Origin of the sequence: Mycobacterium sp. IEC1808, assembly GCF_002101935.1 — a bacterium.
Taxonomy (GTDB): domain Bacteria; phylum Actinomycetota; class Actinomycetes; order Mycobacteriales; family Mycobacteriaceae; genus Mycobacterium.
Map to the genome: position 1 here is coordinate 44,980 of NZ_LQPV01000071.1, position 18,915 is coordinate 63,894.

18 protein-coding genes and 1 tRNA gene are annotated in these 18,915 nt (G+C 66.9%); 7 read left to right on the top strand and 12 right to left on the bottom strand.

The genetic code is table 11. The features are described from left to right. Nucleotides 1–117: 117 nt before the first annotated feature. Nucleotides 118–2,031, top strand: coding sequence for a hypothetical protein (locus tag AWB92_RS28805; protein WP_142282365.1), 1,914 nt, complete (start codon nucleotides 118–120; stop codon nucleotides 2,029–2,031). 179 nt (nucleotides 2,032–2,210) lie between these two features. Here the strand turns inward: AWB92_RS28805 and AWB92_RS28810 are convergent. The 5 genes from AWB92_RS28810 to AWB92_RS28830 form a co-directional block, all read right to left on the bottom strand. Further along, nucleotides 2,211–2,287 (bottom strand) — tRNA-Met (locus tag AWB92_RS28810). Nucleotides 2,288–2,352: 65 nt separating this feature from the next. Then, nucleotides 2,353–2,964 (bottom strand): DsbA family protein, encoded by a 612-nt coding sequence (locus tag AWB92_RS28815; RefSeq protein ID WP_085191787.1) that lies wholly within the window; start codon nucleotides 2,962–2,964, stop codon nucleotides 2,353–2,355. Then, nucleotides 2,957–4,102 (bottom strand): glycerate kinase, encoded by a 1,146-nt coding sequence (locus AWB92_RS28820; protein WP_085191789.1) that lies wholly within the window; start codon nucleotides 4,100–4,102, stop codon nucleotides 2,957–2,959. The genes AWB92_RS28815 and AWB92_RS28820 overlap by 8 nt, the downstream gene beginning before the upstream one ends. Further along, the gene (locus AWB92_RS28825; RefSeq protein ID WP_085191791.1) at nucleotides 4,102–5,790 is read right to left on the bottom strand and encodes an L-lactate permease; all 1,689 of its coding nucleotides are present in this window, start codon (nucleotides 5,788–5,790) and stop codon (nucleotides 4,102–4,104) included. The genes AWB92_RS28820 and AWB92_RS28825 overlap by 1 nt, the downstream gene beginning before the upstream one ends. Then, nucleotides 5,791–7,161, bottom strand: a complete 1,371-nt coding sequence (locus tag AWB92_RS28830) for an FAD-linked oxidase C-terminal domain-containing protein (RefSeq protein WP_085191793.1) — start codon at nucleotides 7,159–7,161, stop codon at nucleotides 5,791–5,793. A 248-nt stretch (nucleotides 7,162–7,409) separates the two neighbouring features. Between AWB92_RS28830 and AWB92_RS28835 the strand changes: the two genes are divergently transcribed. The 4 genes from AWB92_RS28835 (at nucleotide 7,410) to AWB92_RS28850 (ending at nucleotide 11,783) form a co-directional block, all read left to right on the top strand. Further along, nucleotides 7,410–8,270, top strand: a complete 861-nt coding sequence (locus tag AWB92_RS28835; RefSeq protein WP_142282366.1) for a TIM barrel protein — start codon at nucleotides 7,410–7,412, stop codon at nucleotides 8,268–8,270. Further along, entirely contained in the window at nucleotides 8,267–9,151 is an 885-nt protein-coding gene (locus AWB92_RS28840) for a 2-hydroxy-3-oxopropionate reductase (protein ID WP_085191795.1), read from the top strand. Before AWB92_RS28835 ends, AWB92_RS28840 begins: the two co-directional genes overlap by 4 nt. A 4-nt stretch (nucleotides 9,152–9,155) precedes the next feature. Beyond that, nucleotides 9,156–10,922 carry a glyoxylate carboligase gene (gene gcl / locus AWB92_RS28845; protein ID WP_085191797.1) on the top strand — a complete coding sequence of 589 codons (1,767 nt, stop codon included), beginning with the start codon at nucleotides 9,156–9,158 and terminating at the stop codon, nucleotides 10,920–10,922. A gap of 90 nt (nucleotides 10,923–11,012) precedes the next feature. Next, the gene (locus AWB92_RS28850) at nucleotides 11,013–11,783 is read left to right on the top strand and encodes an IclR family transcriptional regulator (protein WP_085191799.1); all 771 of its coding nucleotides are present in this window, start codon (nucleotides 11,013–11,015) and stop codon (nucleotides 11,781–11,783) included. 6 nt (nucleotides 11,784–11,789) lie between these two features. Here AWB92_RS28850 and AWB92_RS28855 read toward each other — a convergent pair whose 3' ends face one another. From AWB92_RS28855 to AWB92_RS28880, 6 genes are all read right to left on the bottom strand, one after another. Continuing rightward, nucleotides 11,790–12,326 (bottom strand): cupin domain-containing protein, encoded by a 537-nt coding sequence (locus AWB92_RS28855; protein ID WP_085191801.1) that lies wholly within the window; start codon nucleotides 12,324–12,326, stop codon nucleotides 11,790–11,792. 69 nt (nucleotides 12,327–12,395) lie between these two features. Continuing rightward, a complete protein-coding gene (locus tag AWB92_RS28860) occupies nucleotides 12,396–12,881 on the bottom strand; it encodes a cupin domain-containing protein (RefSeq protein WP_241523635.1) in 486 nt (161 codons plus the stop codon). A gap of 43 nt (nucleotides 12,882–12,924) precedes the next feature. After that, nucleotides 12,925–13,629, bottom strand: a complete 705-nt coding sequence (locus AWB92_RS28865; protein ID WP_085191805.1) for a nitroreductase family protein — start codon at nucleotides 13,627–13,629, stop codon at nucleotides 12,925–12,927. 17 nt (nucleotides 13,630–13,646) lie between these two features. After that, nucleotides 13,647–14,297 (bottom strand): HD domain-containing protein, encoded by a 651-nt coding sequence (locus AWB92_RS28870; protein ID WP_085191823.1) that lies wholly within the window; start codon nucleotides 14,295–14,297, stop codon nucleotides 13,647–13,649. A gap of 109 nt (nucleotides 14,298–14,406) precedes the next feature. Beyond that, nucleotides 14,407–15,777: an FAD-binding protein gene (locus AWB92_RS28875; protein WP_085191807.1), complete on the bottom strand. Its 1,371-nt coding sequence runs from the start codon at nucleotides 15,775–15,777 to the stop codon at nucleotides 14,407–14,409. An 87-nt stretch (nucleotides 15,778–15,864) separates the two neighbouring features. Then, the gene (locus AWB92_RS28880; protein WP_085191809.1) at nucleotides 15,865–16,515 is read right to left on the bottom strand and encodes an HD domain-containing protein; all 651 of its coding nucleotides are present in this window, start codon (nucleotides 16,513–16,515) and stop codon (nucleotides 15,865–15,867) included. Nucleotides 16,516–16,594: 79 nt separating this feature from the next. Here AWB92_RS28880 and AWB92_RS28885 point away from each other — a divergent pair, with 79 nt between their 5' ends. Next, nucleotides 16,595–17,569: a GlxA family transcriptional regulator gene (locus tag AWB92_RS28885; protein WP_173817514.1), complete on the top strand. Its 975-nt coding sequence runs from the start codon at nucleotides 16,595–16,597 to the stop codon at nucleotides 17,567–17,569. Between the two features lie 24 nt (nucleotides 17,570–17,593). Further along, entirely contained in the window at nucleotides 17,594–18,616 is a 1,023-nt protein-coding gene (locus tag AWB92_RS28890; RefSeq protein WP_085191811.1) for a TIGR03617 family F420-dependent LLM class oxidoreductase, read from the top strand. A gap of 79 nt (nucleotides 18,617–18,695) precedes the next feature. Here AWB92_RS28890 and AWB92_RS28895 read toward each other — a convergent pair. Continuing rightward, nucleotides 18,696–18,915: hypothetical protein (locus tag AWB92_RS28895; protein ID WP_142282368.1), on the bottom strand; the 220-nt coding region annotated here is incomplete at its 5' end.

Genomic DNA, 18,915 nt, shown 5'->3' on the forward strand with positions numbered 1-18,915 from the left:
GGGGCAGACTCGGAGGATGCAAGCCGACTACACGCTTTCCCAGAGGCCGTATGTTATTGGGCCGAAGTGCTTAACCACCACGATCCCAGGCTCTTCGATGAGATTGACGGAGACGTGATGGTGCTTATCACTTACGTCGGAGATGTCGAGGAAGGCAATGTCGACTGGTTCCGTCGCACAGAGCCGATCGATCAAATAGATCTTGCGTTTGAGCTTCGCGCTCCTCACAAACCCCAAGCTGACGCCCCGAATAACCAACTCGATCGCGAACTGGTGGCGGAGTTCGCGCGGTCACTCCTCTCCAGCCGGTTCAACGGCGATTCACTCGAGCACGCAATCGACGAGATTGTCGATGCGGTAGCTCCCCCCGGAGACAGGCGGATGGTCCATATCGTGGACGCGAACGTCGACTTGATTGCTTGGCCCGGCAAGCTGCCCCAGGCGCGCAAAGTGCAGTCTGCCGTCATCGCTGAATTGCTGGATTATCTAGGGCTGAGCTTGCGACAAGATCATGGCCGGCAGGTGGGCGATATTTCCGACTCCGATCGGAACTCCGTGCTCAACAAGGAAGTTGTCCCGTTCTTCGGAGATGCGCTACAGACGCATCTAGCTCAATACGAGAAACTGAATCTTCTCAGAAAGCTGATCATCCAGAACGAAGCACTCATACACGAGGAGTACGTCGAGCGAACGCGCTACTCGTCGAGGCTAGCCTGCTTTGGACACGGGCCTGATGAGGTACAACGGCTTGGCCAGCATCTCATCGAGACGAACACAGCATCGGTGTGTTCCCGATTTCTGATCGAGCTGGCTTCCGCGATCCAGCCCAGCGACACCGAGAACATCACTGATGAGGGTTACGACCTTCTGATGGCATTGGCGTCGGAAGTGGTTAATAAGGGCTTTCTCTCAGACGCAATCCACGTTGGGCTTTCGCACGCATCGTTGTCGATCCTGCCTTCTGGCCGTCTAGGAATCGTTCGCGAATCTGATCGATACACTCAAGCACTTCAGGGCCTAATGAGTACAACGGCAGACGCAACGATCGACGAGGCACTGCAATCAACGCAAGCTACCTCTGAAGATGACAACGACAAGGAGGATTTCGAGCTTGCAGAACGATTGGCGATCGAGGAATTTGGCTTTAGCTTCACACAGATTGCGCTTTTTACGAGTGAACTCGTGAACTTGTCCCATGAGCTTGACCAAGACGATGTAGGCATCCTTGATGTTGCGAAGATCCGCGAGGGCATGGTTGAAAAATTTCAATGGCCACTAGAACTAATTGACGCCTTGATTGAGGAGCTTTCGCTACGCCGAGTGGATGACTTTTGGAGCCTCGGTGCCGACGTTAGGCCTTGGCGCTTCAATCGAGCTCGTTCGTATTTGAGAAGACCGCTGATTCTCTGGAACATGGACGGCGCCGACATTGCAATGTTCGGACACCGCAACGTGATTCGAACTTCATACGAGATGCATGGCCAGTATCTATCTGGCCGGCTGAAAGCAAAGACAACCGCCATGAGGGAAGCGCTTGGTCGCGCACGAGTAAAGAAGGGCGAGGACTTCGAGCGTAAGGTCGCGGCTGACCTCAAGCACTATTGCGAACCAGTCGAGCGTCGTGTCCAGAGAATCGGCGAGCACGATCTCCGCAATATTCGGGGTGCTGATATCGGTGATATTGACGTCGTCGCGTTCCATGAACCCTCACAGACGTTGTACATCATAGAGGCCAAATCGTTCATCACCGCTCGCACGCCAAGCGAACTTCAAAACGAGTTGTCAGATCTACTTGAGGGGCCGCATAGTGCGGTCGAGAGATTACGTGGCAGATACGAATGGGTTGTCGACAATAGGGACGCAGTCTTCACTGCCTTTGGAATCAACTCGACGAACACCTCGATAAAACCGCTCATCGTCATCGACGCCGATCTGCTGACGGCCCAGTTCGCGACGAAGTACGACGTCGTTACCCTCCGCGAACTAAGGGATTATGTAGAGCAAACGTCCCAAATAAGTTCAGGCAGCTAGAACCGGCCCACCTCAGTCACCGCCGACCACCAGCGCACGCGGATAGCGCTCGCCGTCTGGACTCTGACGGTGTTGGGGTTACGTTCCCAACCAAATCGTTAGCTTTGCGAATGTTCCCAAACGTGTTCCCAAAGGGTATGAAAACGGCCCCCGGAGAGATCTCCGAGGGCCGTTTTACCTGGTAGCGGGGACAGGATTCGAACCTGCGACCTCTGGGTTATGAGCCCAGCGAGCTACCGAGCTGCTCCACCCCGCGTCGGTAAATGACAGGTTACCGAACGTGCGTCGCGGCGGCCAAATCGCGGGCTGACCAGGCCATTCTCAGCGATGCACGCGGACGGGCAGGTTGCCGCAATGCACGAAGTCGCGCACCGGCTGCAGGCCGATCATCAAACGCCCGCCCACCAGCCAGGCCGGTGTGCCGTCGACGCCGCGGTGCCGCGCGACCCACTCGGCCTGCCCGACGGCGGCCACCGCGCTGCCGTCGGCCAGGGCGGCGCGCAGGCGGCCGACATCGACTCCCGCCGCCGAGGCGTGCCGGTCGATGACGGCCTGGTCGTCGATGTCCTCCCCGAAAACGAACTGCGCGTCGAATAGCAGGCGGTGCAGTTCGGCAAAAGCCTCGGGCTGGTTGAGCCGCGCCCACTCGGCAGCCGCCAAAGCCCGGCGACTGTGGGGTATCCGCGAGGGCCAGCGCAATGGCATCCGTACCGCCCGGGCCTGCCGCTCGATGGTCGCGTACCTCGGGCCGTGGCCGTGCCGCATCGGCAGCCCGCCGGGCGGCATGCCGGGGTGCGCCTGGAATGGCAGCAGGACGACGTCGAATCCGGCCTCGGCGAGGATGGCGGTCCGGTGCTGCCCGACATAGGAGAACGGGCACGCGAAGTCGTACCAGTGCAGCACCGTGCGTTCGTCGTAGTAGGACTCAGTCATGGTTTCCTCCCCGGCGCGGCGTGCATTCCCGGATAAGCGCTTCGGTGGCCTGGCTGAGCAAGCTTGCGGCGTGCGTGGCGCAGCGCCGCAGATCCGGCTCGAACTCGTTGAGGGTGCGGACGGCGGCGAAGCCCGCCGCGCGGGCCTGGGCACTGGTCAGGGTCGAAACCCCCGCGATGGCGAACGTCGGCACGCCGCGCCGGTGGGCGCATCGAGATACCCCGACGGGCGCCTTGCCACGCAGCGACTGGACGTCCAGGGACCCCTCCCCCGTCACTACCACTCTGGCGCCCACCAGGTTTCGGTCCAGCCCGATAAGTTCAAGGATCATGTCGATGCCGGGCCGCATGCGCGCGCCCAGCACCGACAGCGCCGCAAAACCGACGCCGCCCGCGGCGCCGGCCCCGGGCCGATTGCGGCAGTCGGTGCCGGTCGCGCGGTCGACGAGGTCGGCCCAGCGGGAAAGACCGCGCTCGAGCGCTGCAATCTGGTCGCCGTGGGCGCCCTTCTGGGGTCCGTAGACGATCGCCGCGCCGTGCGGTCCGCACAGCGGGCTGTCCACATCGGCGGCCAGCGTGAAGGCGCTCTCGCCGATGGCCGGATGCAACCCGCTCAGGTCGAGCCGATCGGCCTGCGCCAGGCCGCGGCCGCCGGGCGGGATCGGATTGCCATGGTGGTCAAAGATTTTCGCGCCCAACCCGACCAGCATGCCGGCGCCGCCGTCGGTGCTGGCGCTGCCCCCGACGGTGATGACGATGTCGCGGCAGCCTTCGTCCAGCGCGAGGGCGATCACGCTGCCCAACCCGTAGGTGGTGGCCGTCATCGGCGCGGGCGTCCCGGACGGGAGTCGCTGCAGGCCGCAGACGTCGGCCATCTCGATGACCGCCCGCGTGCCGGTCCGGGCGTAGGCGGTGTGCACCCCGGCGCCGGTTGGTCCCGTGACGTATGCGTGCATGCGCTGGAATCCGGCGGCCAGCACGGCGTCGAGGGTGCCCTCGCCGCCGTCGGCGACGGGGCAGGTGATGGTGGTCGCATGCGGATCGGCTCGCCACACGCCCTGCGCCATCGCCCGCGCGGCTTCCTCCGCGCGCAACGATCCCTTGAATTTGTCGGGCGCCAGGACGATGTGGCCGCCCATCAAACGACCATCCAGCCGAGCCACGGGGTGCTTTGCAGGTACACCAGCACACACATCAGCGCCAGCAACAAGAGGCTCCACTTGAACACCGTGCGGAACAGGTCCCCCTCTTTGCCCTTCATCTGCACCGCGGCGGTCGCGATGACCAGGCTCTGCGGCGAAAGCATCTTCCCGATCACGCCGCCCGATGAGTTGGCCGCCGCCAGCAGCGTCGGGCTCAGTCCGGCCGCATGCGCGGCGCTGACCTGCAGAACCCCGAAGAGCGAGTTGGAGGAGGTGTCCGATCCGGTGACGGTGACCCCAAGCCAGCCGATGATCGGGGCGACGATCCCGAGCAGGCCGCCGGCGCCGGCGATCCACAGGCCCAGCGTGGTGGTCTCGCCGGACAGGTTCAACAGGTATGCGAGCGCCAGCACCAGCCCGACGGTGAGTGCGGCGCTGCGCAATTGGATTGCGGCCTGCGCGTACGCTCGCACCGCCTGGCCCACCGAAGTCCGTAGCACGAGCATGGTGAGCAGTCCGCTGACGAAAAGCAATGTGCCGGCGGCGGAAAGGAAGTCGAGCTTGTAGGTGGTCAGCGGGGAGGCCTTGTGCGCGGCGTTGGCGACGTGCAGGCCGGGCCAGGCGATGCTGGTGCCGCCTTGCTTGAGCAGGGCGGTGAACGGCTTCCACATCGACAGCGAGAAGATCGCGGTAACCATCACGTACGGCGCGTAGGCCAGCAGGACGTCCTTGCGGGAGTCGACCACCTCGTCGCGCACCCCGCTCGCGGCGGGAGCGGTCAGCACGGCGCCATCCAAGCGGCCCAATGCCGCTGTTGCGCTTTCCGTGTCGTGTGTTACCGCCGCCTCTTCCGGCGCGCCGGTCAGTGCAGCCTTCGGACGCCACACCCGCAGCAACAACACGATGGAGCCGGCGCTGATGATCGATCCGGCGATGTCGGTGAGCTCCACGGAAAAGAAGTTGGAGCAAAGGAATTGGACGATCGCGTAGACGCCGCCGCCCATCGCGGCCGCCGGCCAAGCATGTTTGAGGCCGTTGCGACCGTCGACCATGAATATCAGGATGAACGGCACGATGCAGGCCAGGATCGGCGTTTGCCGACCGACCATGGCGCCGAGCGTGTCCAGCGGCAGACCGGTGACCCCCGACAGCGCGACAATCGGGATTCCCAACGAGGCGAACGCCACCGGCGCGGTGTTGGCCACCAGCGCCACCGAGGCGGCCTTCAACGGCGAGAAGCGCAGGGCGACCAGCATCAGCGACGTGATAGCCACCGGGGTGCCGAAGCCGGCCAGGCCCTCGATCAGCGCGCCGAAGCAGAACGCGACGATGACGGCCTGGATCCGGTGGTCCGGGGAGATCGACGCCATGGACCTGCACAGCACGTCGCGATGGCCGGTCTGGACGGTCAGGTTGTAGATCCAGATCGCGTTGAGCACCAACCACATAATGGGAAACATGCCGTAGGCGAACCCGAGCACGGCCGAGTCGGCGACCTGCGCGACGGGCATGTGATAGACGCCCCACGCGATCAGGGCCGCGGTTCCGACGCCGACGGCCGCGGCGATGGGCGCACGCACCCGAAGGCCGCCGAGCAGGACGAACATGATGACCAACGGCAGCGCGGCGACGGCGGCGCTCCAGCCGAGGGAATGCGCGACGGGGGTGAAGTCGGGTTGAAACATCTAGAGCACCGCCCCGGGGTTGAGGATGTTCTGCGGGTCGAGGGCCCGCTTGATGCGGCGGGTCAGTTCCATCACGTCGGGGCCCACCTGATCCGGCAGCCAGGCCTTTTTGAGCCGCCCCACCCCGTGCTCGCCGGTGATGGTGCCGCCGAGTTCGAGTGCGAGGTGCATGATTTCGCCGAACGCGAGGTGCGCGCGGCGCGACTGGTCGGGATCGCTCGCGTCGTGCACGATCAGCGGGTGGGTGTTGCCGTCGCCGGCGTGCGCGATCACCGCGCAGACGATGTCGCGCTCCTTGGCGATGGCCTCGATGCCTTCGACCAGCGCGGGTAGCGCCGGCAGTGGCACGCCGACGTCCTCGAGCAGCAGGTCGCCGAGGCGCTCGACGGCCGGGATGGCGAACCGCCGCGCGGCGGTGAATGCCTCGCCCTCGTCCGGGTTGTCGGTGGCGAAGACGTCCGTCGCATTGGCGTGCGTGAATACCTGTGCGATGAAGGCCATTTCGCTCTCGCGGTCGCCGGGTGAATCGGACTGGGCGATGAGCATCGCGCGGGCGCCGAGATCCAGGCCCATCCTGAAATGGCTTTCGACCGCGGCGATCGTGGTGTGGTCCATGAACTCGAGCATCGCGGGCCGCATGACGCGGGTGATGTTGCAGACCGCCTCCGTGGCGTCGCGTACCGACGAGAACGAGGCCACCACGGTGCTGGCCGGCGGCTGCGGGGGCAGCAGCCGCAGCGTCAGCTCGGTGATGACGCCGAGCGTGCCCTCGCTTCCCACGAACAGCTTGGTCAACGACAGGCCGGCCGAGTCCTTGAGGCGCGGCCCGCCGAGGCGCACGACGGTTCCGTCGGCGAGGACCACTTCGAGCCCGAGAATGTAATCGGTTGTGACGCCGTACTTCACGCAGCACAGGCCGCCCGCGTTGGTCGCGGCGTTACCGCCGATGGAACAGAATTCGAAGGACGACGGGTCCGGGGGATACCACAACCCGTGCTCAGCCACCGCCCGCTTGACCTCGGCGTTGGTGAGCCCCGGCTGCACCACCGCGGTGCGCGTCACCGGGTCGACGTCGATGGAGCGCATCAGCTCGGTGGTCAGCACGATGCCGCCGTCGAGCGCCGTGGCGCCGCCCGACAAACCGGAACCCGCACCGCGCGGCACCACCGGAACGCCGGCCGCGGTGGCCCAGCGCATCACCGCCACAACGTCCTCGGTGCTCTTGGCGCGCACCACGGCCAACGGGTGCCCGGCGTCGGGATCTTTGGCCCGGTCCTGTCGATAGCTCTCGATCACGTCCGGGTCGGTGAGCACAGCCACGTTCGGGATGCTGGTGAGCAGGCCCCCGCCGCGTTCGTCCAGTGCCGTCATTAACGCGTTCCATTTCGTATGTCGGAATTGTTATTTCGTGAATGCCACCGTGGCATGGCTCACGTTTGACTGTCAAAGGAAACGCGGGTTGTCAGTAAGTCCTGTCACCAACTGCACCGCGGCTGACCGGCCGTCGCGCAGAAAACGGCTCCCCAGCGGTTGACAACCCACCCGCGGAAGGCCTTCACTGATTCCGTAGTTCGATTTATCTATTTCGTACTGCGGAACCACTATCGGAGGGAATTGTCGTGTCGCCAGCGACCTACACGGTGAACTGTTCGATCCTGTTCACCGATGTGCCCCTGCTCAAGCGGCCGGAGGCCGCCCGGCGGGCGGGCTTCGATGCGGTGGAATTCTGGTGGCCGTTCGCCGAGGCGGCACCGCCGGACGGGGACGTCGAACCGTTCGTCCGCGCCATCCGCGAGGCCGGGGTTCAGCTGAGCGGGCTGAACTTCGCCGCCGGTGACATGCCCGCCGGCGACCGGGGCATCCTGTCCGACCCCGCGTCGGTGACCGCGTTCCGGGACAGCGTGGACGTCGCCGTCGACATCGCCAAGACGCTGGGCACGCGAGCCTTCAACGCGCTGTACGGAAACCGCGTCGAGGGCTTTTCGGCGGCGGTCCAAGACGACATCGCGGCCGAGAATCTCGCGTACGCGGCTCAGGCCGCCCAACGCATCGGCGCGACGGTGCTGATCGAGCCGGTCAGCGGCGCGCCCCGCTACCCCCTCAGGACCCTGGCGGACGCGGTCCGGGTCGTTGAGCGCGTGCGGAGCCGGTCGGGGTACGAAAACCTGCGCGTGCTCGCGGATCTCTACCACCTCTACGTCAACGGCGACGATCTGGCCGCCGCACTGCATGCGCATGCCGACCGGGTCGGCCACATCCAGATCGCGGACGCGCCCGGCCGCGGCGAACCGGGGACCGGCGAGATCGCGCTCGACAAATACGTCGGAATACTGCTCGATCGCGGGTATGACGGGTATATCGGCCTGGAATACAAGCCCAGTCGGCCCGACACCTTCGACTGGCTGCCGACGGCCGAGCGGGGCCGCGGCGGCCTCAACATCGAATCCCTTGCGGCACATGCGGGAACGAGGAACCAATGAGCACCATCGCTTTCATCGGGTTGGGCATCATGGGCAGCCCCATGGCATGCCACCTGGCCCGGGCCGGCCACACGGTCATCGGCTATAACCGTTCGCCGGGGCGCACCGGCGCGCTGGTCGAAGCCGGCGGGGCCGCGGCGGAGTCGATCGGAGAGGCGGTCAAAGACGCCGACGTAGTGGCCGTGATGGTCCCCGACTCCCCCGACGTGCACGACGTGTTGTCCTCGGAGGGCGGCGTTTTCGCGCACGCCCAGCCCGAAACCCTGGTCATCGACTTCTCCTCGATCCGCCCAGACGTCAGCAAGGAGCTGGCCGAGGAGGCGAGGCGGCGGGGCCTGCGCATGATCGACGCGCCGGTCTCCGGCGGGGAGGCCGGCGCCAGGAACGCGTCGCTGTCGATCATGGTCGGGGCCATCGACCGTGACTTCGACTCCGCCAAACCGATCCTGGAAGTCGTCGGCAAGACGATCGTGCACGTCGGCCCCAACGGGGCGGGCCAGACCGTCAAGGCCGCCAACCAACTGATCGTCGCGGGCAACATCGAACTCCTCGCCGAGGCGATCACGTTTCTGCGGGCCTACGGCGTCGACCTGGAAGCGGCGGTCAAGGTGCTGGGCGGCGGGCTGGCCGGCTCGGCGGTGCTGGACCAGAAGGCCGCGAAGATGTTGGCCCGCAACTTCGAGCCGGGCTTCCGGATCGAACTGCACCACAAGGACATGGGCATCGTGACCAGCGCGGCCCGCGAGGCCGACGTCGTCATCCCGCTCGGCGCGGTGGTCGCGCAGCTGATGGCGTCCGCGCTCGCCAACGGCGACGGCGGCCTCGATCACTCGGGCCTGCTGCTGGGCGTCGAGCGGTTGTCGGGACGCGGGGAAAGCTAGCCCGATGACGCGGATGCGCACGGTCGACGCGGCCGTCAGGATTCTCGAGATCGAGGGCGCCACACAGGCTTTCGGCCTGCCCGGCGCGGCGATAAACCCGTTCTATTCCGCGATGCGCGCCCACGGCGGGATCAGGCACGTGCTGGCCCGGCACGTCGAGGCCGCCAGCCACATGGCCGAGGGGTACACCCGCGCCGCGCCCGGCAACATCGGCGTCTGCGTCGGCACCTCCGGCCCGGCGGGAACCGACATGATCACCGGGTTGTATTCGGCCAGCGCGGATTCGATCCCGATCCTGGCGATCACCGGGCAGGCGCCGGTGAACAAGCTGCACAAGGAGGACTTCCAAGCCGTCGACATCGCGGCGATCGCGGCACCGGTGACCAAGATGGCCATGACGGTGCTGGAGCCCGGGCAGGTGCCCGGCGCGTTCGCCCAGGCGTTTCACCTGATGCGATCGGGCCGGCCCGGGCCGGTGCTGATCGACTTGCCCATCGATGTGCAGCTCGCCGAGATCGACTTCGACCCAACGACTTACGCCCCGCTGCCCGTCTACAAACCCTGCGCCGGCGCCGCGCAGATCAACAAGGCGCTCGACATGTTGCAGACGGCGCGACGCCCGCTCATCGTCGCGGGCGGGGGCATCATCAACGCCGACGCGTGCGACCTGCTGGTCGAGCTGGCCGAGCTGCTCAACGTCCCCGTGGTGCCCACGCTGATGGGCTGGGGCGCGATCCCCGACGACCATCCGCTGGCGGCCGGCATGGTCGGGCTGCAGACCGCGCATCGCTACGGCAACGCGAGCATGCTCGAGTCCGATTTCGTGCTCGGCATCGGAAACCGCTGGGCCAACCGCCACACCGGCGGGCTGGACACCTACCGGCGTGGCCGTCGATTCGTGCACATCGACATCGAGCCCACCCAGATCGGCCGCGTGTTTCCGCCCGACCTCGGCATCGTCTCCGACGCCAGGGCGGCACTCGAACTGCTGGTTGCTCTCGCGACGGCGCGGGCCGCCGCCGGCACGCTGCCGGACTGGAGCGACTGGGTCGGCGCCTGCCGGCACCGTAAGGAAACCCTGCACCGCAAGACCCACTTCGACGACGTGCCGATCAAGCCGCAGCGCGTCTACGAGGAGATGAACCGCGCCTTCGGCCGCGACGTCCGCTACGTCACGGCGATCGGGCTCTCGCAGATCGCCGGCGGCCAGTTCCTCAAGGTGTTCAAGCCCCGGCACTGGATCAACTGCGGCCAGGCCGGACCGCTCGGATGGACCGTGCCCGCCGCGCTGGGCGTGGTCGCCGCCGACCCGACCGCAACCGTCGTGGGTTTGTCGGGCGACTACGACTTCCAATTCCTGATCGAGGAACTCGCCGTCGGCGCGCAATTCAACCTGCCCTATGTCCATGTGGTGGTGAACAATTCCTACCTGGGGCTGATCCGCCAGGCCCAGCTGAACTTCGACATGGACTACTGCGTCTCGCTGGCGTTCGACAACATCAACGCTCAGGAAACCGGCGACACCGACCTGCCCAAGGGATACGGCGTCGACCACCGCAGCGTCGTGGAAGGGTTGGGCTGCAAGGCGATTCAGGTCACCGAGCCGTCCGACATCGGCCCGGCGCTGAGCCGGGCGCAACAACTGGCGCGCGAACACAAGGTCCCCGTCGTCGTCGAGGTGTTCCTGGAGCGGGTCACCAACATCGCGATGGGCACCGACATCGACAACATCACCGAATACGACGAGCTCGCGACGCTGCCGTCCGACTGACCCGGGGCCCGCTTGCTGCCAACCGCAATTTCGTGATACGAAAAAGCGCAGGCGGGATGACGGGCCCTCGGGGCTGGATCGGAAGCGGTGATGGCTCGCGAAGCTGCACGTACGGGCGGCGTTCAGTCGGTTGAGCGGGCGTTCGAGCTGCTGGAGATCCTGGCGACCATGGGCGGAACGGGCGCGCTCGGCGATCTCGCGACGCGGGCGGACCTGCCGGCGCCGACGATCCATCGGCTCGCGCGGACCCTGTTGGGCATGGGTTACCTGCGGCAGCTGCCCAACCGGCATTATTCGTTGGGGCCCAAGCTGATCCGGCTCGGCGAGAGCGCGGCGCACCTCGTCGGCACCTGGTCACGGCCGCACCTGCTCGAGCTGGTGGAGCGCACCGGTGAGACGGCGAACATGGCGCTCATGGACAACGACATGGCCGTCTACGTCGCGCAGGTGCCCTCGCCGCATTCGATGCGGATGTTCACCGAGGTGGGCCGCCGGGTCTACCCGCATTGCACCGGCGTCGGCAAGGCGCTGCTCATGCAGCTGCCCAACGACGCGGTGCGCGCCCTGGTGGCGCGAACCGGGATGCCCGCCGCGACCGAGAACTCCCACACGACCCCCAAGGAGCTGCTCCGGGACATCGAGCTGTGCCGGTCGCGCGGCTACGCCGTCGACGAGGGCGAGCAGGAGGTCGGCGTGCGGTGCTTCGCGGTGCCCGTGCCCGACGCGCCGTCGTTGACCGCGATCTCGATCTCGGGCCCCGCGGCGCGCGTCACGCTGAAATCCGCGACCGAGGTCACTCCCCTGCTGAAGCGCGTCGCCCGCGACATCGCCTCCGAGTTCGACAGGGAGGCCGCCGGGTAGCCGGGCTCAGTGCGACGGGGGGTTGAGCCCGTAGCGCCGTGCGATGTCGTCCATCCAGTCCGGATTGCCGTACGTCAGCCCGTATTTGTCTGCCAGCTCACCGAATTCGGGCAGCTTGTGCAGAACCTTGCCGAGCGGATCATTCGCGTGCTCGACGAGCAGCTCACCGAGCTCGCGGAAGTAATTTTCGAATCCGCCGGGGGTGATGATCTCGATGATGCGGCCGGGCTCGCTGCCGGCGTTCCACATCGCATGCATCTGCCCGCGTGGCTTGGTGATGTAGCCGCCTGGACCGAGAACCACTTCGCTGTCGTCGGAGCGGAAGCCGATCTCGCCCGCCAACACGATCGAGTGCTCGTCCTCGCGGGTGTGCCGGTGCGCCGCGGTCAGCAGGCCGACTTCGAACGGGTGCTCGACGATGGAGACCTCGCCCCCGTTGTTCTTGCCGGACAGCTTGAACACCGCGCCGAAACCGGGCAGGGCTACGTATTCACCCTCCCCGGGTTGGACGACGGCGACCCCGATTTCACCCGCACCGGCCATGTGACCCACCTCCCGGACCCGTTATACCGATTTTCGGCTTGCGCAGCCACGCCGCGTGTTTCGCACCCGTCACCCCGAGAACGCGGGCACGGTGATACCGACCGCGGCGTTTTCGTCCGGCGTCGCCAGCCAGTAGCCGTAACGGCCCGCAACCTCGACGAAGCGCGCGACCTCTCGGGCGGTCGGTGGCGGCGAGCCCACAGGCCGGCCGACCTCGCGAAAGAACCGGCCCATGCGTGCCGTCGTGATGATCAGGTCGACGGCGGGTTCCTGCGAGACGTTGCGGTGCGCATGCGGGACGTCGCCCGGCACCCGGACGTAATCTCCGGTTTGGGCATCGCGCCATTCCAGCCCGCCGCGGCCCTCGACAAGCACCTGGTGGCTACCAGCCAGGATGTAGAAATCCTCGAAGTCGTTGTGGCTGTGCAGCGGGACCACCACCCCGGGCGGGATGACCGCGCGCATGACGCAGAACTGCTCTTCGTCGGGCGGAGTCATGAACTCCACGACGGGTCCGAAGACTTCGACCACTTCCGCACTGTTGGTTGTTGTCACGCTGTCCTCACGGTCCAGGCGACGCAACGGTTCGGCCGCCGCACTATCCGACCGCGGCCAATCCGGCTGTCGGCGCCTCTTGAGGCAACCACAGCGGCTCCGGCACCTCGACACCGAACGGTGCATCCCAGCGGTTGCGGGACGAAACCTCGTGCACGGGGCGGCGATTGGCGGCCACGCCCCACTTGCCCAGCGGGTAGCCGAGGGTCAGCATGGCCGACATCTTCCAGCCCTCCTCGACGGGCACGCCCAGCATCTCGTTCACCTTGTCCCGGAAGTTGTTGAGCACCATCGTCATGACGCCGCCGACACCCTCGGCCCGGGCGGCGAGCAGGGCGCTCCAGATCGCGGGGTAGATGTTGGCGCCGCCGAGGTCGTCGATCGCGAACACGAAGAGCAGCAGGGGAACTTCGTCGAAGTGGTCGGCCAGGTAGTTGCCGGAGCCCTTGATTCGGCGCATCGTCTCGGCGTGCGCCGCCAGGTCGGCACCGGGCCCCGGGACGACCATCGGTCCCTGCCCCGTCTGGAACTTCTCGTATTCGAGGGCGCGGGCCTGCCGGAACAGTTCGCCGAACTCGTGGATGAGTTGTGGGTCGTCGACGGCGACGAAGTGCCAGCGTTGGGTGTTGCCGCCGTTGGGTGCGCGGACGGCCGCATCGAGGATGCGGGCCTGCACGTCCAGCGGGATCGGGTCCGGCCGCAACCGCCGCATCATCCTGGTGGTGTACAGCGCCTCGTGGATCTCCATTTGTCCGCTCCCTTCCGTTATTCGGGCCAGCTGTTGCCGAGAATGAGATCGACCATGTTCCCGCGCTTGAACGCGGGATCGAAATGCGCCAGCACGTCGGCATTCATCGTCCCGAAAGTCGTGTCGGGGCGATGCTTCATGCCGTCGTTGAAGGCCGCCAGGATGCGGTTCTTGAAGTCGGGACGCGGGTGGGCGGCGGTCACCGCGTCGACGGCTTCCGGGTCCAGGGCCTCGAGGCCGACACCGACCACGTCGGTCTTGACGCCGGCTGCCAGCAAGGCGGTTTCGGGGTCGAGGCGCGCAGGAACCTCAGGCGTCGAGTGCAGGGCGATGCCGAGCCACACCTTGTCCGCGTCGGACTGTCCGACGCCGTGCTCGAGCAGGAACTCGCGCGCCGCGTCGGCGCCGTCCATCTCGAAGCGCTGGGTCGACGTGCCGTAGCGCGCGGTGAGGCCCAGGTCGTGGAACATCGCGCCCACGTACAGCAGCTCCGGGTCCGGCGAAAGGCCGAGCCGGAGCCCGTGCAGCGCGCCGAACAGGAACACCCGCCGTGAATGGTGGAAGAGCACGTCGTCTTCGGCGCTGCGGATGAAGTCGGTGGCGTCCCGAGCGAGTGCGGTGTCGGGGATGACGATGCCGGCGATGGTCTCGATGGACTGGATTGCCATGATCGCTTCTCCTTCGTGGACTAGGTTCATCTTCCGGCGCCGAGCGACCATTCACCGGTGCCGTTCGGGCCGTCTTTCCCACAGAATCCGACACGCGTCCACGGTGCCCTTACCTCGTTGCGTACAGGCGCTTTCGCGGTCTGGCGATCATCTGCAGCATCGTCGACGGATGGAACAACTCGGCGCGTTCACTGACCATGTTCATCATCCGCAGGAATTTCTGGACGATCACCGGCTCGGTCTCCGCGGCGGACAGCACGTGGTCCAAGTAGGCGTTGCGGAGCCGCACGGACACCGTTCGATTCCCGGCTATTTGCGGCAACGCCAGGTCCGAAGCCACGGCGGCGCGCCATGCCACGCCGATCTCTTTCGCGGCCAGGCCGAAGAATCGCCGCGGCAGGCCTTGTTCGCCTCCCTCAAGACAGTCACGCAGGATCAGCGCCTCGATGGCGGCCACCGACATTCCCTGCCCGTAAAGGGGATTGAAGTTGCACATGGCGTCACCCATCACGATCAGCCCGTCGGGCACGCGCTCCAGCTTGTCGTACCGTCGCCACCGGTTGGAGGGGAACTTGTACTGCGCGACATCGGTTACCGGTTCCGCCGACCGCGCGGCGGCCAGGGCATGCGGGGGCGCGACGTCGGTCAGGCTGTTGAGCAGAGCCGCGCGGTCGGTGGGCACCGGCCGCCCGGCCATCGTTTGCACGGCGAGCACGTAGGTGTCGTCTTCTCCCCCGAACATCGCGAATGCGACGGGGCGCCCGGGCTCGGCCGCGTTGATAATGAAGTTCTCCCGCAACGTGCCCGGCGCCACATAGACACGCATGCTGGCGTACGTGACGTGCACCGTCAATTTGTCTTCGCGCGGAGGCCGATAGCCGAGTTGCTCGAGAAACAGCGGTGTCCTCGAACCACGCCCGGTGGTGTCCACGACGAGATCGGCCGTGAGGGTCCGTTCGGCACCGGAGTCGCGCGGAGCCAACACCACGCCGGTCACGCGCTCACGCTGCGGGGTCGAGGTCAGCCGCACCACGTCGTGGGCATCGAGGAACGTCACGTTGGGAATGCCACGCACTCGGCGACGCAAATTCCACTCGAGAAATGGCCGGTGCGCATGGTGAATGACGATGGACTCCGGGTCGGGGACCTCGCCGGAACGAAGCAGCGGATGCCCAGCGAAGGTCAACCAGAGCCGTGACAGGTCGCCGTCGTTCCAGACGCGCGCGCCACCGGCCACGAGCTCGTCGAGGAAGCCGGGGAACAGCCGGTCCATGATCCCTGCCGCCCGGGTCGGCAGGGTGTGGGGTTGGGCGCCCTGCGGCACTCCGCGACGGGTCTGCGGACCGTCCGGGAGGACGTCGCGTTCGACCACGGTCACGATGTCGTAGAAGTCGGCGAGTACCCGCGCGGCGAGCAGACCGCCGACGCTGGCCCCGAGAACTATTGCGCTGCCTTTGGATTCGGACGCGTTTGTCGACAAGCTATCTCCTGTGCTCAGTGTTGAGAGATCGGTGGCGTGGCGATGCGCCCGCGCAGGCGGGCGCATCGGAATCAAATGGAGCGGCGCCTACTCGGGCCAGGTGTTGCCCAGGATGATGTCGACGAAGTTGTCGCGGACGAACGTCGGGTCGAAGCGCTCCAGCACGTCGGCGTTGACGGTGCCGAAGGTGCTGTGCGGCCGGTGCTTCATGCCCTCGTTGAAGGCGGCCAGGATGCGCCGCTTGAAGTCCGGCCGGGGATGGGCGGCGGTAACGGCGGCGAGGGCTTCCGGCGACAGGTCGTCGCGGCCGATGCCCAGGACGTCAGTTTCGACACCCGCTGTGACCAAAGCGATTTCGGGTTCGAGGAACTCGGGGATGCCGGGCGTGGTGTGCAGGGCGATGCCCAGCCACACCTTGCGCGCGTCGGCTTCGTCGACGCCGTGCTGCAGCAGGAAATCGCGGGCCGCGTTGGCGCCGTCCACCTCGAAGCGCAGGGTGGACGTGCGGTAGCGCTCGGTGAGGCCGATGTCGTGAAACATCGCACCGGCGTAGAGGAGTTCCAGGTCCGGTTGCAGCCCGCGGCGGCGGCCCTGCAGCGCACCGAAGAGGAACACCCGGCGGGAATGGTCGAAGAGCAGATCGTCTTCGGCGTCGCGGATGTACTCGGTGATCTCCCGCACCAGCGGGGTGTCCGGTACGACAATGTCGGCGATGGTTTGCATCGGCTGCGTGATCATGCGACCAGTGTGCTGGCGCGATGACCCGTCGACCCATGGCGATTGAGCCGTCTTTACCCCAGATTGCGACAATGGGCCCGTGGCGGAAGCCGGTGCGAGCCCGCGAGTGGTGGTGATCGTCGTCTTCGACGACGTGACGATGCTGGACGTCGCGGGGGCGGGCGAGGTCTTCGCCGAGGCCAACCGATTCGGCGCCGACTACGAGCTCAAGATCGCGTCGGTGGACGGCCGCGACGTCACCACCTCGATCGGCACCCGGCTGGGGGTCACGGACGCGCTTTCGTCGATCGAGTCGGCGGACATCATCATGGTCGCCGGGAGCGACAACCTGCCGCGCCGGGCGATCGATCCCGCGCTTGTCGACGCGGTCAAGTCGGCCGCGGAGCGCACGCGGCGCCTGGCGTCGATCTGCACGGGGTCGTTCATCCTGGCGCAGGCCGGCCTGCTCAACGGCCGGCGCGCCACCACGCACTGGCATGACGCCCGGTTGTTCGCCCGGGCCTATCCCGACGTCGCCGTCGAACCGGACGCGCTCTTCGTCCGCGACGGCGACGTCTTCACCTCGGCGGGCGTGTCGTCGGGCATCGATCTGGCGCTCGCGCTCGTCGAAATGGATCACGGCACCGAGCTGGTCCGCGACGTGGCCCGGTGGCTGGTCGTCTATCTCAAGCGGGCGGGCGGTCAGTCGCAATTCTCGACGCTGGTCGAGGCCGAGCCCCCGCCACAGTCCCCCCTGCGCAAGGTCACCGAGGCGATCGCGGCTGACCCGTCAGCCAACCACAGCGTGAAAACCCTTGCCGCGCAAGCCTCCCTGAGCACCCGGCAGCTGACCCGGCTATTCCAGTCCGAACTCGGCACGACGCCGGCCCGCTATGTCGAGATGGTGCGCATCGACGCCGCCCGCGCCGCACTCGACGCCGGCCGCAGCGTCGCCGACACGGCTCGCATCGCCGGGTTCGGCAGCGCCGAAACCCTCCGCCGGGTGTTCGTCGACCACCTCGGCGTCTCGCCGAAGGCCTACCGGGACAGATTCCGTACCGCATCCCGCGGGTAGGCGCGGGGGGATTACTGTTCCGCCATGCACATCGATGTGATGGCGGTCCCGCAACCGCTGGACAGGGTCGGCGATCTCGCCCGTCGCACCCAGGCGGCGGGGTTCTCCGGCCTGCTTCTCACCGAGACCGGGCGCACGCCCTACCTCAACGCCGCCGTCGCCTCGCAGGCCGCGCCCGGCCTGGAGCTGTCGACGGGCGTCGCGGTCGCCTTCCCGCGCAGCCCCTTCATCACCGCGGCCACGGCGTGGGAGCTTCAAGAAGCCACCGGCGGGAAGTTCCGGCTCGGCCTCGGCACCCAGGTGCGCACGCACGTCGTCCGGCGCTACGGCACGGCCTTCGAGCGCCCCGGCCCGCGGCTGCGCGACTACGTGCTCGCGGTCAAGTCGTGCTTCACCGCATTCCGGACGGGCAAGCTCGACCACCACGGCGAGTTCTACGATCTCGACTTCATCACACCGCAGTGGAGCGCTGGACCGATCGATGCGCCGGACCCGAAAGTCGATGTGGCGGCGGTGAATCCGTGGATGCTGCGGATGGCGGGCGAGGTGGCCGACGGCATACACGTCCACCCGCTCGGCGAGCCGGGCTACCTCGCCCGTCACGTCGTGCCCAACATCGCGGAAGGCGCGGCCAAGGCGGGGCGCTCGCCGTCGGAGCTCGCGGTGATCGTGCCGGTGATGACGATCGTCGGCGACACCGACGAAGAGCGCGACAACGAACGGGAGTCGGTGCGCGCCAGCATGTCCTTCTACGGCAGCACCCCCAATTACGCGTTCATCTGGGACGAGGCCGGGTTCGAGGGGACGACGGCGCGCATCCGCGAGAGGCAGAAGGCCGGGGACTTCGCCGGGATGGCGGCCCAGATCAACGATGAGCACATCGCCGCCTTCGCCACCGAGTCGACATGGGACGGCCTGGCCGACGCACTGAGGGACAAGTACGGCGGGATCGCGACGCGGTTGGTGTTCTACAACGCTTTTGGAGCCCAGGGCGACCACGAGCGCTTCGAGCGCTACGGCGAGGTCGCCCGCCAGCTGGCGCGCTGAGCCACGGCGAGGGTCCGCGAAATGTCAGCGTTCAGGGCGTGTCGCCGTACAGCCACGGTCGCTCGCGGCTCGGGCGAGATTACTTGGTGGCGTTGTACTTGTTGATCGCGTCGTCCAGCCGCTGCAGCGCCGCGCCGTAGCCGGCGAAATCGCCCTTCTTCTGGGCGTCTTTCGCCGCGCCGAGCGCGGCCTGGATCTCCTGCAGCGCAGCCGCCTTGGCGGGCGACAGCGTCGTCGAGCCGTCTGGCGACGGCGGCACCACCGCGGTGGGCGGCGGCGGCCCCGGGGGCGCGGCGGGC

Bases quoted from the DNA above. Each gene is read 5' to 3' on its own strand.
- AWB92_RS28865 (WP_085191805.1), bottom strand. From the start codon at position 13,629: ATGGAGATCCACGAGGCGCTGTACACCACCAGGATGATGCGGCGGTTG.
- AWB92_RS28815 (WP_085191787.1), bottom strand. From the start codon at position 2,964: ATGACTGAGTCCTACTACGACGAACGCACGGTGCTGCACTGGTACGAC.
- AWB92_RS28880 (WP_085191809.1), bottom strand. From the start codon at position 16,515: ATGATCACGCAGCCGATGCAAACCATCGCCGACATTGTCGTACCGGAC.
- AWB92_RS28855 (WP_085191801.1), bottom strand. From the start codon at position 12,326: ATGGCCGGTGCGGGTGAAATCGGGGTCGCCGTCGTCCAACCCGGGGAG.
- AWB92_RS28805 (WP_142282365.1), top strand. From the start codon at position 118: ATGGTGCTTATCACTTACGTCGGAGATGTCGAGGAAGGCAATGTCGAC.
- AWB92_RS28850 (WP_085191799.1), top strand. From the start codon at position 11,013: ATGGCTCGCGAAGCTGCACGTACGGGCGGCGTTCAGTCGGTTGAGCGG.
- AWB92_RS28870 (WP_085191823.1), bottom strand. From the start codon at position 14,297: ATGGCAATCCAGTCCATCGAGACCATCGCCGGCATCGTCATCCCCGAC.
- AWB92_RS28830 (WP_085191793.1), bottom strand. From the start codon at position 7,161: ATGACGGCACTGGACGAACGCGGCGGGGGCCTGCTCACCAGCATCCCG.
- AWB92_RS28890 (WP_085191811.1), top strand. From the start codon at position 17,594: ATGCACATCGATGTGATGGCGGTCCCGCAACCGCTGGACAGGGTCGGC.
- AWB92_RS28820 (WP_085191789.1), bottom strand. From the start codon at position 4,102: ATGGGCGGCCACATCGTCCTGGCGCCCGACAAATTCAAGGGATCGTTG.
- AWB92_RS28825 (WP_085191791.1), bottom strand. From the start codon at position 5,790: ATGTTTCAACCCGACTTCACCCCCGTCGCGCATTCCCTCGGCTGGAGC.
- gcl (WP_085191797.1), top strand. From the start codon at position 9,156: ATGACGCGGATGCGCACGGTCGACGCGGCCGTCAGGATTCTCGAGATC.
- AWB92_RS28840 (WP_085191795.1), top strand. From the start codon at position 8,267: ATGAGCACCATCGCTTTCATCGGGTTGGGCATCATGGGCAGCCCCATG.